16 protein-coding genes and 1 pseudogene are annotated in these 13,876 nt (G+C 65.6%); 6 read left to right on the top strand and 11 right to left on the bottom strand.

Annotated elements, in window-relative coordinates; genetic code table 11:
- Positions 1–2: 2 nt before the first annotated feature.
- Both ACQCSY_RS19140 and ACQCSY_RS19135 read right to left on the bottom strand, forming a co-directional pair.
- On the bottom strand, positions 3–263 hold the full coding sequence (locus ACQCSY_RS19140; RefSeq protein WP_427131245.1) for a hypothetical protein: 261 nt from the start codon (positions 261–263) through the stop codon (positions 3–5).
- A 64-nt stretch (positions 264–327) separates the two neighbouring features.
- Positions 328–1,257 (bottom strand): NAD(P)/FAD-dependent oxidoreductase, encoded by a 930-nt coding sequence (locus tag ACQCSY_RS19135; protein ID WP_427131243.1) that lies wholly within the window; start codon positions 1,255–1,257, stop codon positions 328–330.
- Here ACQCSY_RS19135 and ACQCSY_RS19130 point away from each other — a divergent pair.
- The gene (locus ACQCSY_RS19130) at positions 1,188–1,922 is read left to right on the top strand and encodes a helix-turn-helix domain-containing protein (protein ID WP_427131241.1); all 735 of its coding nucleotides are present in this window, start codon (positions 1,188–1,190) and stop codon (positions 1,920–1,922) included. The genes ACQCSY_RS19135 and ACQCSY_RS19130 overlap by 70 nt on opposite strands.
- Before the next feature lie 150 nt (positions 1,923–2,072).
- On the opposite strand, the gene ACQCSY_RS19125 is transcribed toward ACQCSY_RS19130, so the two are convergent.
- The 5 genes from ACQCSY_RS19125 to ACQCSY_RS19105 form a co-directional block, all read right to left on the bottom strand.
- Positions 2,073–2,477 carry a hypothetical protein gene (locus ACQCSY_RS19125; RefSeq protein ID WP_427131239.1) on the bottom strand — a complete coding sequence of 135 codons (405 nt, stop codon included), beginning with the start codon at positions 2,475–2,477 and terminating at the stop codon, positions 2,073–2,075.
- Positions 2,478–2,536: 59 nt separating this feature from the next.
- Positions 2,537–2,722: a hypothetical protein gene (locus tag ACQCSY_RS19120; protein WP_427131237.1), complete on the bottom strand. Its 186-nt coding sequence runs from the start codon at positions 2,720–2,722 to the stop codon at positions 2,537–2,539.
- Between the two features lie 41 nt (positions 2,723–2,763).
- A complete protein-coding gene (locus ACQCSY_RS19115; RefSeq protein ID WP_427131235.1) occupies positions 2,764–3,453 on the bottom strand; it encodes a hypothetical protein in 690 nt (229 codons plus the stop codon).
- Positions 3,454–3,580: 127 nt separating this feature from the next.
- On the bottom strand, positions 3,581–6,178 hold the full coding sequence (locus tag ACQCSY_RS19110) for a LuxR C-terminal-related transcriptional regulator (protein ID WP_427131233.1): 2,598 nt from the start codon (positions 6,176–6,178) through the stop codon (positions 3,581–3,583).
- Between the two features lie 970 nt (positions 6,179–7,148).
- Positions 7,149–7,478 carry an SOS response-associated peptidase family protein gene (locus tag ACQCSY_RS19105; protein ID WP_427131232.1) on the bottom strand — a complete coding sequence of 110 codons (330 nt, stop codon included), beginning with the start codon at positions 7,476–7,478 and terminating at the stop codon, positions 7,149–7,151.
- Between the two features lie 93 nt (positions 7,479–7,571).
- Between ACQCSY_RS19105 and ACQCSY_RS19100 the strand changes: the two genes are divergently transcribed.
- The 3 genes from ACQCSY_RS19100 (at position 7,572) to ACQCSY_RS19090 (ending at position 8,835) form a co-directional block, all read left to right on the top strand.
- Entirely contained in the window at positions 7,572–7,874 is a 303-nt protein-coding gene (locus tag ACQCSY_RS19100) for a DUF4193 domain-containing protein (RefSeq protein WP_427131230.1), read from the top strand.
- Between the two features lie 124 nt (positions 7,875–7,998).
- Positions 7,999–8,250, top strand: a complete 252-nt coding sequence (locus ACQCSY_RS19095) for a hypothetical protein (RefSeq protein ID WP_427131228.1) — start codon at positions 7,999–8,001, stop codon at positions 8,248–8,250.
- A gap of 420 nt (positions 8,251–8,670) precedes the next feature.
- On the top strand, positions 8,671–8,835 hold the full coding sequence (locus tag ACQCSY_RS19090) for a hypothetical protein (protein WP_427136033.1): 165 nt from the start codon (positions 8,671–8,673) through the stop codon (positions 8,833–8,835).
- Between the two features lie 33 nt (positions 8,836–8,868).
- Here ACQCSY_RS19090 and ACQCSY_RS19085 read toward each other — a convergent pair.
- Together ACQCSY_RS19085 and ACQCSY_RS19080 are read right to left on the bottom strand one after the other, a co-directional pair.
- A pseudogene (locus tag ACQCSY_RS19085) lies at positions 8,869–9,195 on the bottom strand (transposase); the annotation flags it as partial.
- A gap of 495 nt (positions 9,196–9,690) precedes the next feature.
- A complete protein-coding gene (locus ACQCSY_RS19080) occupies positions 9,691–10,440 on the bottom strand; it encodes a lipoate--protein ligase family protein (protein WP_427131226.1) in 750 nt (249 codons plus the stop codon).
- Between the two features lie 16 nt (positions 10,441–10,456).
- On the opposite strand from ACQCSY_RS19080, the gene ACQCSY_RS19075 reads away from it, so the two are divergent.
- The gene (locus tag ACQCSY_RS19075) at positions 10,457–10,840 is read left to right on the top strand and encodes a DUF2177 family protein (RefSeq protein ID WP_427131224.1); all 384 of its coding nucleotides are present in this window, start codon (positions 10,457–10,459) and stop codon (positions 10,838–10,840) included.
- 41 nt (positions 10,841–10,881) lie between these two features.
- Here the strand turns inward: ACQCSY_RS19075 and ACQCSY_RS19070 are convergent, their stop codons facing one another.
- Entirely contained in the window at positions 10,882–11,685 is an 804-nt protein-coding gene (locus tag ACQCSY_RS19070) for a thioesterase family protein (protein WP_427131222.1), read from the bottom strand.
- A gap of 269 nt (positions 11,686–11,954) precedes the next feature.
- Between ACQCSY_RS19070 and ACQCSY_RS19065 the strand changes: the two genes are divergently transcribed.
- A complete protein-coding gene (locus ACQCSY_RS19065; RefSeq protein ID WP_427135942.1) occupies positions 11,955–12,632 on the top strand; it encodes an endonuclease/exonuclease/phosphatase family protein in 678 nt (225 codons plus the stop codon).
- Between the two features lie 8 nt (positions 12,633–12,640).
- Here ACQCSY_RS19065 and ACQCSY_RS19060 read toward each other — a convergent pair whose 3' ends face one another.
- Entirely contained in the window at positions 12,641–13,579 is a 939-nt protein-coding gene (locus ACQCSY_RS19060) for an alkaline phosphatase family protein (protein WP_427131220.1), read from the bottom strand.
- Between the last annotated feature and the right edge of the window lie 297 nt (positions 13,580–13,876).

Genomic DNA, 13,876 nt, shown 5'->3' with positions numbered 1-13,876 from the left:
TGTTATCTTTGGGCGGTGCGGGTCAGCAGGCGCCCGCGGAGCCGGTGCAGGTGCGGCATGAGTCCGTAGATGACGATTGGGACCGCGACGGTGGCGAGCACGAAGGTGCGCAGGACAGAGGGCAGCGTCCCCAGCCAGTCGCCGAACACGAGGTTGATGACAGTGAGAGTGGGGAACACAGCTAGCCAGATCATGAGCGCCAGTTGGTGCTTGTTCGGGGGTGAGACCTTGGCGGCCTGTGGTGTCGTGGTTTGGTTGGACATTTCTACTCCTTGAGTATTCTTGTTGATAGGTGGAGGTCTCGAAAAAATGGATCCTTGTTTTGAGTCAGAAGCCCAGGTTGAAGGCTCGGACGGCGTCCTGGACGTCATCGTCGACCAGATCGGCGTTGATTGCTATGGCAGCCGCGGATCCTTCGCCAGCGGCGGTGATGACTTGGGCTCGTGGGTTGGCTAGGTTGCCGGCTACCCATACGCCGGAAACGGTGGTCTGGCCATTGCTGTCCTTCGCAGGCCACCTGGCTTCGTCGACATCGCAGCCGAGGCCGACAAGTAGGTCGCTGTTCGGGACGAAGCGCGGTGGCACGAACAGCGCGCCGCGACGGATGGTGCGGCCGTCCTCCATCTCGACACCGCACAGGTGGTCCTCCTCGATCAGGATCCGCTTCACAGTTCCCTCAACGATTCCGATCGCCCGGGCGACCATCTCCGAGCGCTCAACGGTCGTCAGGGTTCCGGGAGGCGCGAAGAACACGACGTCGTCGGCCCACTGTCGGACGATTTGTGCGTAGCGAACGGTGTCGGGCGAACCGCCCAGAACGCCAAGCTGCATGCCGCGCACCTCGTAGCCGTGGCAGTAGGGGCAATGCAGGACGTCGCGCGCCCATCTGTCGCCAAGACCCGGGATACCGGGCAATTCATCTCGCAAGCCTGTGGCCACGAGCAGCCGCCGTGCAAAAACTCGCTGGCCGTCTGAAGTCAGAACCCAGAAGCCGGATTTGCCGCACCGCACAAGTTCCGTGACGGACCCATCGAGCAAGTCGCCTCCGTAGCCTTTCACTTCCTCGCGTCCGAAGGCCAACAGCTCACCGGGCGGCAGCCCGTCTCGCGACAAGAACCCATGCATGTGCTGGGCTGGACCGTTTCGCGGCGTCCCGGAGTCCACCACGAGGACCTTGCGCCGGGCCCGTGACAACACCAGCGCCGCCGACAGTCCGGCCGCCCCGCCGCCGATTACCACTACGTCATAATTACTCATGTCCTCAAGACTTTCCTGACGTCCCTGTTTTGCCAACAAACGTTGCTGTTTCCGGGAAACCGGCGTTGGATGGGGTTGTGGATGACACAACAACTGTGATCGCGGCTGCGCTTGATCAGGTCGGGGCCCGGCTGAAACGGCTGCGGATGCAGCGGGGTGTGACTCTGACCAGCCTCGCGGCCGCAACCGGGATCTCAAAAAGCACCTTGTCGCGGCTGGAAACGGGACAGCGACGCCCGAGCCTGGAGCTGCTCCTCCCGCTTGCGCAGGCCTATCACGTGCCGTTGGAGGATCTGGTCGGCGCTCCCGAGGTAGGCGACCCACGAATCCGCCTGAAACCTCGGCGGGCAAACGGGCGGACTGTAGTCCCACTGACCCGACAACCAGGGGGCCTGCAGGCCTGGAAGATCGTTATCCCTACCGTGAAGGTTGACCCGGAGCTAAGGGCCCATGAAGGCTACGAATGGCTGTATGTCCTCTCAGGCCGCATGCGACTTGTTCTCGGAGACCACGATCTGGTCCTCGGTCCAGGCGAGGTGGCCGAGTTCGACACTCGGGTGCCTCACTGGTTTGGCAGCACCGGTGACCAGGCCGCGGAGGTCCTGAGTGTGTTCGGCGGACAGGGCGAGCGGATGCACGTCCGCGCGAAGTCCCGCCACGAATAGGTCAGATAGCCTCGTTTGACTATCCTGCATCACGTCAGCCGAGGGGCGGTCGCCATCTGTGGAGTCGCAAATCAGAAGAATATCCTTCCTTGACCTCAGCGCCGGCGATGTCCCATAGGACGCTGGCCAACCCGTGCACTGTTCTGGTGACTAACCATCCAGTGGAGCGAATCCAACAGATCCGTCGCTCAAAGACGGCGCAGGTGTCCCGCTTGCGGATCCTTTCTTGCAGTCGCACCTCATCGCCTCTGTCACCGCGGCGTGCTCAACGGGTTTCCCTCCCCCGGCAATGGCGTCACCGGACCCGCTGCGGGCTTTCTTGTCTGTTGGGTCGATGGCCTCCACGGAGATCAAGATGATGCCGAGGTCGCGGACCTTCATGAGCAGGCCATGCAGCGCCGCTTGGTCGGAGACGAAACCGCTAAGGCTTGTCGTGCCGTCGCTTTCGTGGGTCAGGGTAAGGTCACCGAACCAGGCAGACCAGCGGTCGTGGAGGTGCCCGTCGACCCGAAGCCGGTAGCCAGTGGGCTCCTGTCGTTTGGGGGACTGCGTCATGAGGAGCCGGCCTCTTCCGTCGCCCTGCTGGTTCGGCTGCTGCTGTGCCGGCAGATGATTTACTCCGCGACGGTGAGGTTAATGGCCCAGCCGGCGCCCAGCATGAGCGTGGTGGTGAGTTCGCTGGCGCCGAAGACCGCGTTCCCGATGCCTTGGGTGAACACCTGGGTGCCGGCGCCGAGCGACAGCGCATAGGCGAGTGTCATCGCGGGGACCAGGACGAGGGCGACAAGTGCGAACGGCATCCACGGGCTCGACCTGTCCGTCCGCGTTGCATCGTGCGTGGTCACTTGGCGCCGGCCGGGTCGAGCGGCGAGCTGGTGACATTGAGCAGGGATCGACCGGCCGCGGTGCGCTGCTCGCGCCACAACGAGTATCCGAGGCCGACCAGGGCGACACCCGTGGGCAACGCGAACAGCCTTTCGTTGATTTGCGGCAGCAGTGGGATCGCGATGGTTGCGACGGTGCCGCCGGCGAGGAGCGCTGCAGGCCAACGGGCGAGGACGTTGGCGCGGAAGAGTGCGATGCCGAAGGTGAGGCCGCCGGCCAGGTAGGTGATGCCGGAGACCAGGCTGAGGGCCTGCATCAGGCCGATGTCGCCGGTCGCGTGGCCGCCGGTGGCCACGGCGAGGACGTCGCTGACGTAGCCGGGTGCACTGTGGGCGATGGATGGAAGGACGACCGCACCAACGACTTCGATGCTCATGATGATGAGGTAGCCGGCGCCGAACAGGACGTACGCGAGCAGGCCGAGCACCCCGGTCTGCTTCACCTGGCGCAGGTACATACCGGTGATGCCGATGAGCGACAGGGCGGCCATGACCACCTTCAGGGTTTGGCGGACCGTCCATTCGGTCGTGGTGACGAAAGCTACGTCCAAGTGGGGGTGGTTGATCTGGACGCCGATGAACAGCAGGCCCGCGGCAACGGCGCACACGCCGGCCGCGCCGGTGAGCTTGGTGGTGGTGATGGACATGTCCGACTCCCTGGTGCTGAGTGCCGCGGCGGGGCGCCGCGGGATAACTCAAATTTAGGAACCGACGGGGTGACCCGGCGTCACCCCACGATGTGACTGACAGGGTGAGATCCCGCGGCGGGGCCGATTACATCAAGCCGCGTTCGCGTGCCCGACGGACCGCCGCCCGGCGGTCGGTGACCTCGAGCTTGGTGAAGATGTGCTTAGTGTGGGTGCGCAGCGTGTTGTACGTGATGAACAGCTCGCCGGCAATCTGCGGCCCGCTCAGCTCACTGCCGAGGAGCCTGAGCACCTGCTGCTCCCGCCCGCTCAACGAGTCTGAGGACGACGACGGCGGACGCTGCCCTGAGCCGGGGGCTTGCGCTTCGGCAGATGTACCGAGGCGGAGCAAACGGCGAGCGTGGTCGCCAGCGACGCCGTGGCGCGTGGCGTCGCGCAGCAGCCCCATCATGGGGGCCCCTTCGTACAGGAAGAGCCGCACGTACTCGCCTGGTTCGGGCGCCTCGGCCAAGGCTCGGCCGAGCGCCACCCGGGCCTGCGGCCGCTGTCCCTGCGCGTCATGTGCCAGAGCCTGCAGCATGCGGATCTCCACCAGACTTCCGGCGCGTCCGGATGTCTCGGCGGCCTCGAGCAGCCGGTCCAACAGGGGACCTGCATGGTCGGTCGCGCCGGTGTCGGGGTGTGCCCGGTGCTGCGCGATGAGCAGACGCACCAAGGTGAGGTGATCGAATTCGCTCAGATAGCTGGCATCGTCCGTGACGGACACGCCTCGTTCACGCGCCCAGTCGGCGGCCTGCAACAGCTTGCCCTGCGCGATCCAGACCCGGGCCTTCATCGCCGCGATAGGGCGCACATCCGGGAAGAACCCCCGCCGGTAGAGCTGCTCCGCCTGGTCCAGGAGGTTGATGGCCCCCTCCGGGCTTCCCTCGGCATGGGCGAGCAGTCCCATCGCCACGAACCACCGGTAGCGGCTCTCGGTCATCGGCGCACGCTCGAGGAACACTGCGGCGGCCTCGAGGTGTCGCTTGGCGCTGCCGAGGTCTCCGACTTCGCGGTCGATCTCGCTCAGCCCCACGTGCAGGCTGGCGGTGGCACGCACCACGTGCTCGCCCTGTGCCTCAGCCAGCTGAAGCGCACTCTGGTAGAGCCGGCATGCCTTGCTGGGGCGACCTGCCGCAAGACACATGTCAGCGAGCACGACAGTGCTGCTGAGCTCGTCGACCAGGTTGCCGGCAGCGTGCAGGCTTGCCACAGCCTGCGTGAACGTCTGCAGCGCTGCCGACACGTCTCCCTTCGCCCAGGCGGCGAGCCCCAGAAACCCGGCCGCAGCGCCCCGGGCAAGATGGTCGCCGGGGCCGGCCAGGTCAAGTGCGTGCCTAGCGTGCTCCGACGTGCCTGCCACATCGCCCCGTGCTTGGGCGAGCGAGGCGCGGTAAACGGCGATGGTCGCCGGCAGCGTCTGGAGCTCTTCGGTGTCAGCCCAGGGGGGAGCCGACCCGTCCGGTACCGCAGCCAGCGCGCGTTCCGCGTCGTCGAGTCGAGGCTCGACCCCGTGGAGGTCACCCGAGATCATGAGCATGAATCCGTAGAAGACGCTGAGCACCGGGCTGCGCCGGACGGCGTCATCGGGCAGGGCCTTCAGCCAGCCGAGCAGCATCGCGTCCTGCCGGTTGCGTCGGATCGTCGGCACAGCCAGCTCCATAAGGTAGGCCGCGCGGTCGAAGTCCCGGGCAGCCAATGCGTGCCTGACCGCCTCCTCTGCCAGATCGTGGCACTCGTACCAGCGGCTGGCGCGCTGATGCAGCAGCGGAATCCGCTTAGGCTGCTCGCTGAGCAGGCGCGCCCGCAGCACGTCGGCGAAGAGGTGGTGGTAGCGGTACCACTCCCGCCGATCGTCCAGAGGGACAATGAAGAGGTTCGCACGCTCCAAGGCCATGAGCATCTGGCTCCCGTCGTCGCGGCCGGTGACGGCGTCACAGAGCGGCCCCGTGAGCCGGTCGAGAACCGCTGAGTCCAACAGGAAACCGCGAACTCGGTCAGGTTGATGCTGTAGCACCTCCTCGACCAGGTAGTCGACGATGTACCGGTCGTTCCCGGCGAACCGGGCGATGAAGCCGGCGACGTCGTCGCGCCCCTGGAGAGAGAGCGCAGCGAGCTGAAGCGCGGCAATCCACCCCTCCGTTCGCTCCTCCAAAGCCGCCACCTCCTCCGCGACCAGGTCCAGTCCCACCACCTCATTGAGGTACGCGGCGGCCTCCTCCGACGTAAAGCGCAGCTCCGCAGCACGGATCTCGACCAGCTCGCCGCGCACCCGCCATCGGGACAGTGGCAGATCGGGGTCGGCGCGCGTGCTGATCACGACGTGCACGTGGGGCGGAAGGTGCTCCAGCAGGAAGACCATCCCGTCGCCGACATCGTGACTGTCGACCAAGTGGTAGTCGTCGAGCACCAGCCATACACCGTTCGGTGCAGCGGCCAGCTCGTTCAACACCGTGGCGAGCACAAGCTCGGTCGGCAACGGTGAGGACGCGATGAGCTCCAGCGCAGTCGAGCCGACGCCGGGCACCGCCGTTTGGAGCGCGGTCACGACGTAGGTCCAGAACGACGCAGGCTCGTTGTCCGCCGGGTCGAGGGAGAGCCACGCAACACAACGGTCTTCGCCAGATGTCTCACCCAACCACTCGGCGAGGAGCGTCGTCTTGCCGAACCCGGCCGGGGCGGACAACAGCGTCAGTCTCGACTCAGCTCCGCGACGCAGACGCTCACTGAGTCTTGGGCGTGTCACAAGCCCACGTCGCAGCTTCGGGACGTACAGCTTCGTTGCAATCATCGGACGTGCCATGCGATCCCCGTTCCAACGTGCACAACCGTGGCCGAAGTGTGCGGCAAATAACACCAGCGTACCGGGGTCAGGGGCATGTGCGCACGGACCGAGAACTGTCCCAGCCCGGACCCGACAGGACCTCGTCAGGATCTCGGCGACGCGGCATACCAGCCGCCCACTGATCCGGAGCACGCCCACAAATGCTGACAGAATCCGCACGTCGTTCCGGGCAGCAGGAAAGATCGGGTGCAACTCGCCGCACCGACGCACGCGAAAGCCATCCGCTCATCAGATCCGGTCATATCGGGTAATCGGCGACGTACCGATGGAGGGTCCAGTTACGGACCTCTTCAGGGTGTGACCGACGCAAAGCCCAGCAGGCGCGGTGATGGTCGTTGGCCCAGTCCACATGACCGCTCTGTAAGGGGTGCCTTCCAGCTCGTTTTCGCCCATCGAGGACAGTCTCATATGCCGCGATAGATTGCATGACGTCTTGGAGTGTCCTAAATGTGAGCGGAACCGCCCGCCCGGGCTGTCGAGCCAGCGTACGACGCTGTTTCCGCCGTAGGCCCGGGAGAGCGTTTTCCTACAGTCCGTCGACCTGCTGGGCGGTGAGATCCAACTCCTGGCAGGCCGTCATGACCCCGGTGTGCTTTCCTCGTGGTGCCCGGCGCAGTGGACACCGGGGACGGTCGAGCGGTGCCAGGCTGTGAACTGCCGCAGGGATTGCTCCAGGGCCCGCCGGGCATCGAGGATGTTGCCCCGGATCGGGTGGCTGTCCGGGGGCGGTCCAGGTTCCGGGTCAAACGGGCCAGTTCACTGGCGGCTCCGCTCAAAGGCGCGGAAGCTTCGAGTGCATCCCCCGAGTGGGTCATCCCTTGTGACCCCCTCGGGGAACCAGGGCACGGCGCTTGACGGCTGCTTTCCGGAACGAGGCTTTGTCCAGGATCGTTTCGCTGCGCGCGTTGATCAGCTTCGAGCCGATCCCGACGTCCTCGGCCCAGGACGGCACCAGGCCCCAGCGGGCGATGAGCAGCCGGCGGTGGGGGCCGTCGTCGTCGGTTCGCTCGGCGATGATCGGCACGTCGTCGGTAGGCGCCACGTTCCAGCTGGGCGGCGGGGCCGCTCCCTCCGCCTCCCAGGCGTCAAAGTAACTCAGGAGACCACCTGTTGGCCTGGACATCACGTATCTGCCCCACATGGGATCCTTCTGCCCCTATGAGTGGGAATTCGGCTGGCATCATGTACGTTGCACCTCAGACAGTCAGCAACATGAGAAAAGAGACCCGCCTTCGTGGCAACCGATTACGACGAACTCCGTACCGACGTCAAGGAATCCCAGAGCAACTCCCTGGCGGCGCTGCAGTCCGCCAGCGCACCGGACGCCCGCAGTGTCGTCCTGGAGATGGACGAAACCAACAACATGGACAGCATCGAGGGCCCGGGCGGTGAATTCATCGCCGAGGAGCTGACCATCGCAGTGATCCCGCAGGCCCATGACGAGTTCACCTGCTACTCGTGCTTCCTGGTCCGCCACCGCTCCCAGCTCGCCCGCCGGAACGGCGACTACGGCTACTGCACCGACTGCGAGGGCTGACACCGCAACGGATTCCCGGCACCGGCGACCCGGAAATCCGGGAGCGGATCCGGGACGAATTCGGCCTGCCCTCGCTGGAGCAGGTCCGTTCACGACTGGGCGAAACCACGATCCGGAACCGGTGATGCAGCAGCTGGCCAGTGTCTTCATCAACGAAGGGTCATACTGTCCCGGCTTCCAGTTTCTACCCGGCGGCGCCCCGCACCCGGGAGTCGCGGGGCTGTTCAGCCGGGCCATGGAGCTGAAGGTCCCGAACAACTATTTCGCCGTGTGGATGGTCACGCCGCTTCGGGGCCTGGCCGGGTACCGGCCCGTGGACTGTCCGGGCCGCAACGACCTGCTCCGCCGGCAGCCCGGGATCTTCGCGCAGACATGACCTTGCGGCACCCTCACTGGCACAGGCGGGACTCTCCCGCCCCGGCGGTATCCTGGCTCGCTCCGATCCTGACCAGCGGCGCCCGATCCCGGGCTGCAGTTGCCTGCCCTGCACGCTGGCGCCCAGGTCATGGACGGTCGGACGGAGACGCGGCGAGCGGCCACAGCCACACCGGGGCTGCGAACTGCCGCCCGGCGTCCGCCGCCACGAACCCTCCGGCTGACGGGCTTCTGTCGGCCCGGGTGAAAGAAGCGAAGCCCCGGTCAAATAGCGGTTGACCCGAGCTTCGGTCCATTATGCGCCTGGAATCCTGTGGGTTCTCCGTGAATGGACGGTCCCGGGACTATTCGCGTCAGCAACAGCCGGACTCCCGCGCGTGTTCAGCAGCTCCGACCACCGGCCCGCGCATAGGATCGGGGCATGAGCACCGAGGCAGCACTGGAGCTGAATGCCCTGGAAGACACTGCCCCGGTCCTGCAGCTGGGCGGACAGATGAGCATCAATGATGTCATGCTCGAGCTCGGCCAGGCCCCCGTAATGGATCCTTACCCGGACGCCGGCACCGGCGACGGCAACTTCTTCTGACCCGGCCTCCGCGCGGGCGAGGCGGACACAATGGCGGAGCATGGCCCAGACAACGTTCAGGTGGCGTCGGCCCAGGGACAGTATCGCCGGGTGTGGGTGTCATCGGCGCGTTTCCGGTCGTAGTAGGCCCGCGACGACGGCAGCTCTTTAGGCTGGAGACCGATGAGAGGTAGAAGACGCGCAGCAGGCGACGTTCGTAGCGCCGGGGCCGGTGGTTATCGCCGGAGATTCGACCAGAGTCTCTGGGGGGCGGGGGCCAGTCCTGCGACGCCGGCGAACCGGTCGGTTGTTTCGAAGACTGTCAGGTCCCCGCCGGTGGCGCCGAGGAACTCTGCGGAGGACGGGGCCGAAGTCTGGCATGACCACATTCGGGCTCATCCGCAAAAACACCTCGGCGACTGTCACCTGCTTCGAATGAGACCAGTAACCGCCGTTTAGACCTAAAAGCCGCGGCTGCGACCATGCACGCGTACTGGAACACAGATGATAGCGCGGGCCACGTCCGCAAAGGTGAGGTCGGGAGCGGAATCGCCTGGCTGGACTTGCCCGCGGGTGAACCGGGATGCTTGGCAGCGGACCACTTGTCCGTTACGAGAACCGTCATCTTCTTGATTCCATAGATCGCCGGGGACCGTATGAAACGCCATTCTGATCCGATGCCTGTCCTTTAGAGCGCGGCTCCAACGTTCGCGATGACGGCTGTCTCAGTTGTCCTGATCTTCCAGGCATCGTCGGAGTCTCGCGGAGAGATGGTGGCCCGGAGCAGGTCGAGACTCTGACTCTGATAGAGACCATGGGTCGACTATTCTCATGCCCCCATTCATGCCCGTGACCTTGTGGTCCCGTGAATGGTGCCTAGCTACGCAGGCTGGCGAAATCCGCGTAGCTAAGCTGCGCGTACCGGGCGTAAGTGTCGATCACCGAGGCTTCGATGGCATCCACGTCCAGGTACGGGACGAGGTCGTTGACGGCCCCCGCCGTCGCCGGATCCCACTCCAGCCCGAGGGCCGCGTAGCTGGCCTCCAGCACGGCTCGGATCGGGGCGGAGTTTTCGACCACGATGACCGAGCTGAACAGCCAGCCGCCGGAGACGACGCGCTGTGCGGTGCCGATCAGCTTGATCCAGTGCTGCGGGACTTGCGGATCCTGGCCGTGGACGCTGAATTCGCCGGGGCAGTACTCACCCGGGATTTCCCCGACGGCGGCGTCGACGCCCGCGTGCCGCAGCGCCTCGGCCAGCAGCTTACCGAAGAAGGAGAAGCGCCCTTTGGCCCCCACGATAGCGTCCGCATGCGGCTCCACATGGTCGATCACGAGCGTTCCTTTGTGGTACGCCGCGGCGCGTCCGCCGGCCTTCCGGACCAAGGGTTCGAACCCTAGCTCGCGGCACGCCCGGGCGGCGGCGTCGAAGCCCGGCAGGTGGGTGTCTCGCTGGCCGAAGGCGACGGTGGGTGCCGGCCGGTAGAGCCGCAGTGTGGGGCCCGCGTCTCCGGCCTTGACCCGCTGGAGCAGTTCGAGCGCGAAGTCCAGATCCTCGGCGGCGCCGAGCGACTCCTCCTGCCGGACAACCGTCAGTGTCCGTGGTCCGACTTCGGCCTCCGGCATGTTGCTATGCTCCCTTATGGTCATCCTGCAGTTCCTGGTCGTCGCAGCCGCGTTCGCCGTCATCGATTCCGTCTGGCTCAAGTCAATGAGCAGGTTCTACCGGAGCCATCTGGGTCACCTCATGGCGGACGAGCCCAATCTAGGGTACGCCGTCGTCTTCTACGTGCTGTACATCATCGGGATTGTCTTGTTTGCCCTCCAGCCGGCGCTCGACGGCGGCAGCTGGCTCACCGCGCTCGGCTACGGCGCCGCCCTGGGAACCTTCGCCTACGCCACGTATGACCTCACGAACGCGGCGACCCTGAAGAACTGGCCGCTCCCGATCGTGGTGGTAGATATCGTCTGGGGTGCGTTCCTGACCGGTCTGGCCACATTGGCCGGCTGGCTGGTCTTCCACTAGCCCATTGGCGGGCCGAGACTAACGGTCCTGACTCTGCCAGATCAGGACTTGCGCAGAGTCAGGATTTGTTCCGCGCGGCCGAAGGGTCCGGTGAGGTCGTGCAGCACGGTTGAGGTCAGCCCGATCCCGTCCGTGCCGAAGGACACCTCATTGTCCAGTCCCAGCCACTCCCCCTCGGGCCGGCGGTACATGTGGATCTGCAGGTCCACGTTGGGGAAGGAGTAGCTGCCCTTGCCCGGGGGAACGCGGGCGGCAATCCCGTTGGCCGTGTCCACCAGGCCGATCAGCCGGGCCAGATCGCTGCTGTCCGCCCGGTCGGTCAGCGGATGGGCCGTGTGCAGCCAGACCGTGCCCGATCCGGCGCGGTGGCCCGCCGCAATCCGCAGCTGCAGCGAAGCGATGTAGCCGCCCGGCCAGACGCTCGCGGCGTCGTACGGTTCGCACTCGTCCGGTGCGGGAATCCGGGGGTCTTCAAAGGCCGCGATGGCCGAGGTGTCGCTCGTGATCATCCGCCAGGCTGCCGCCCGGATGGCGACGCGGCCGCCCGCCACGAGCTCTGCCTGCAGCAGCTCGATGGTCCGGCCCGGGCGGAGCGTCGTGGTCAGGATTTCGAACTTCCCGCCGGGGATCAGGCCGAGGATTTCGTAGCTGAGGCGCGCCATCCGCATGTCGTCCCGCGGCTCGTGCCGGGCCAGGCAGTCCGCCATGATGCCGGACGCGGGGGCCATGTGCTGCTCGTGCTGGTTCCAGGCGCCTTGGGCATGGATGGTGGAGCGGAACCGCCCCTCCCCCAGCACCTGGTAGTAGAAATCGCCCTCGGCCAGAACCGGTAGTTCAGCAGTCAACGTCGACCCTTTCGCAGCTTCCATCGGTGAATCCCAGACCACCCTATCGCCTAACGCGGCCACCGCCCGGCGGCGCTGGGCGGTGTAGCCGGGTCTGCCGTCCGTGGCCGCAGGAGGACCAGCAGCCACGTTGTTTTGCCCCGGAGGCGCAGGACGACGCGCAGCTTCCCTGAGCCTTGCCCGCGTGTCACTTTTCCACCCTCAACCGGCCGCACTGGGTAGACTCGGAGACAGATTCCACGACTATCCGCCGAAGAGGTGCTCTCCTGATCCGAGTCATTAGCTACAACCTCCGCAAGCACAAGGCCAGTGGTGAGCTGGTCGATCTGGCCCGAGATTTCGAGATTGATGCCTTGTGCCTTCAGGAGTGCGATACCGAGGACCTGCCGAACACCATCGGCGATCTGCACCTTGCCGATGCCACGAGGGGCAACCGGCTGGGCCTGGCGATCTATTACCGCAAGGACCGCTTCACGGCCTACGACACCAAGACCTTCGCCTTGAAGAAGTCCCTCCACGACCGGGTGCTGGCCCCGGCGCACGAGCGGCTGATCGGCACGCGCGTGATCGACAACGAGACGGACCACGGCCTCGTCATCGCATCCTTCCACGCCGCGCCCCTGACGGCGTCGAACTCGCTGCGGCGGAACCAGATCCATGCCGCCCACGCCGAGCTCCTCAGTATGGGCGGCGGCCTGATGACGCTGATGGTGGGCGACTTCAACTATCCATTCTTCACCAAGTACCTGACCGCGCAGATGAAAGACGCCGGCTACGACCTCTCGCTGAGCGACCGCCGGACCTACACGCGGTACCGGGTCTTCAAGGGCCACTTCGACTTCGCCACGTCTCAGGGGCTTGAGATCGACAGCGTGGAGACGCTCCCGCGTGGCGCCTCCGATCACCTGCCCATTCTGATCTCGGCCGAATACGGCCAGGAGGCGTAGCCGTGGAATCAGGACCCAGCGTTGAAGACGTCCGTCCCGAAACTTTTCAGCCCGGGCGCCCCGGCATTTCCGAGCCGGGGCAGGGAGAAGATGTCCTCGATGCTGGCCAGAAGACTGAAGTGGTTATAGGGCTTGGCCGAGGTCGTGCCCCCCTTGGTGAAAGGCGACAGCACCAGTGCCCCGATCCGGCCCCCTGCTGTGCCTCCAGGTATCCCGGACGGTCCCACCGTCTTGCCTTCGGATTCGTCGAACGTGATTACGAGCATCCCGTCCTGTTTGAAGGCCGGGGAGTCCAGGATGGCCGGGACCTGCTGGCTGAGCCAACTGTCGGAGGCGGCAAGGCCCCCCTGGCTGCCGTCGACGCACGGGCTGTCGTGGCCGTCGTTGCACAAATTCGGTGAGATGTAGGAGAGGTTCGGCGTCGAGTCTATGGACTGCAGGTCACCGGCGAGATTGCCGAAGTCGACAACGTTGCTCTGGCAGTCCGGGGATGAGGTGATGGCCTCAAAATACACAAACGGATTATGGCGGGTTGCGTATTGGTCGCCCATCTTGGCGCCCTGGCTGTCGTCCTTGGCCCCCACTTCAGGATGCCGGCACGGAGTCTGCATGTCCTCCATGTAGCCTTTCCAGGTCTTGCCGGCCGCGCTGAGCTGACCTGCGATGGTGGGAACCGAGGCCGGATACACGCAGCCGGTGCCCTGCACCTGCCCCAGTGAAGCAGTCCCGGTCTGGTTGAACCGGGCATACGTCGGGCAGTCGTCCCGCGTCATTTCGTTCGACGCCTGCCCGGAAATCTGGGCGAGGTAGTTGGGGTTCGAGTTGTGGGCAATCCCGTAGTACTCCGAGAGCAGGACGCCCTTGCCGCGCAGCGTCCGGGACAGATACGGGGCTGCCGAGCCCGCGCCCCAGACCTTGTCGTACCCCTTGTTCTCGAGGTTGATCACGAATACGTGCCCCGGCTTCCCGGCCGCCTGCCCTGTTCCCGGGGACTTGGTTCCGGCGGAGGCACTCGCCGTCGGCGTTGACGCGCTCGCACTCGGGGACGGCCCGGGTCCTGGCAGCCCAGGGGCGCACGCCGCCGCCGACAGCGTCACGACCGCTGCGAAAATCAGCCACGTGGCACGCCGTGTGACATTCCGTTCCAGATTTCTTGCAACATTCCGGCTCATCGATTCCGGCTTTCTCGTTGACCCGATCGGATTGGAGTCTGCGGCCCCAGTGGTAGAACTCTCCCATAGCCG

The organism is Pseudarthrobacter sp. S9 (assembly GCF_050156545.1).
Lineage (GTDB): Bacteria > Actinomycetota > Actinomycetes > Actinomycetales > Micrococcaceae > Arthrobacter.
The sequence above is the reverse complement of the archived record's forward strand: the minus strand, read 5'-3'. Positions and strand labels throughout refer to the sequence as shown.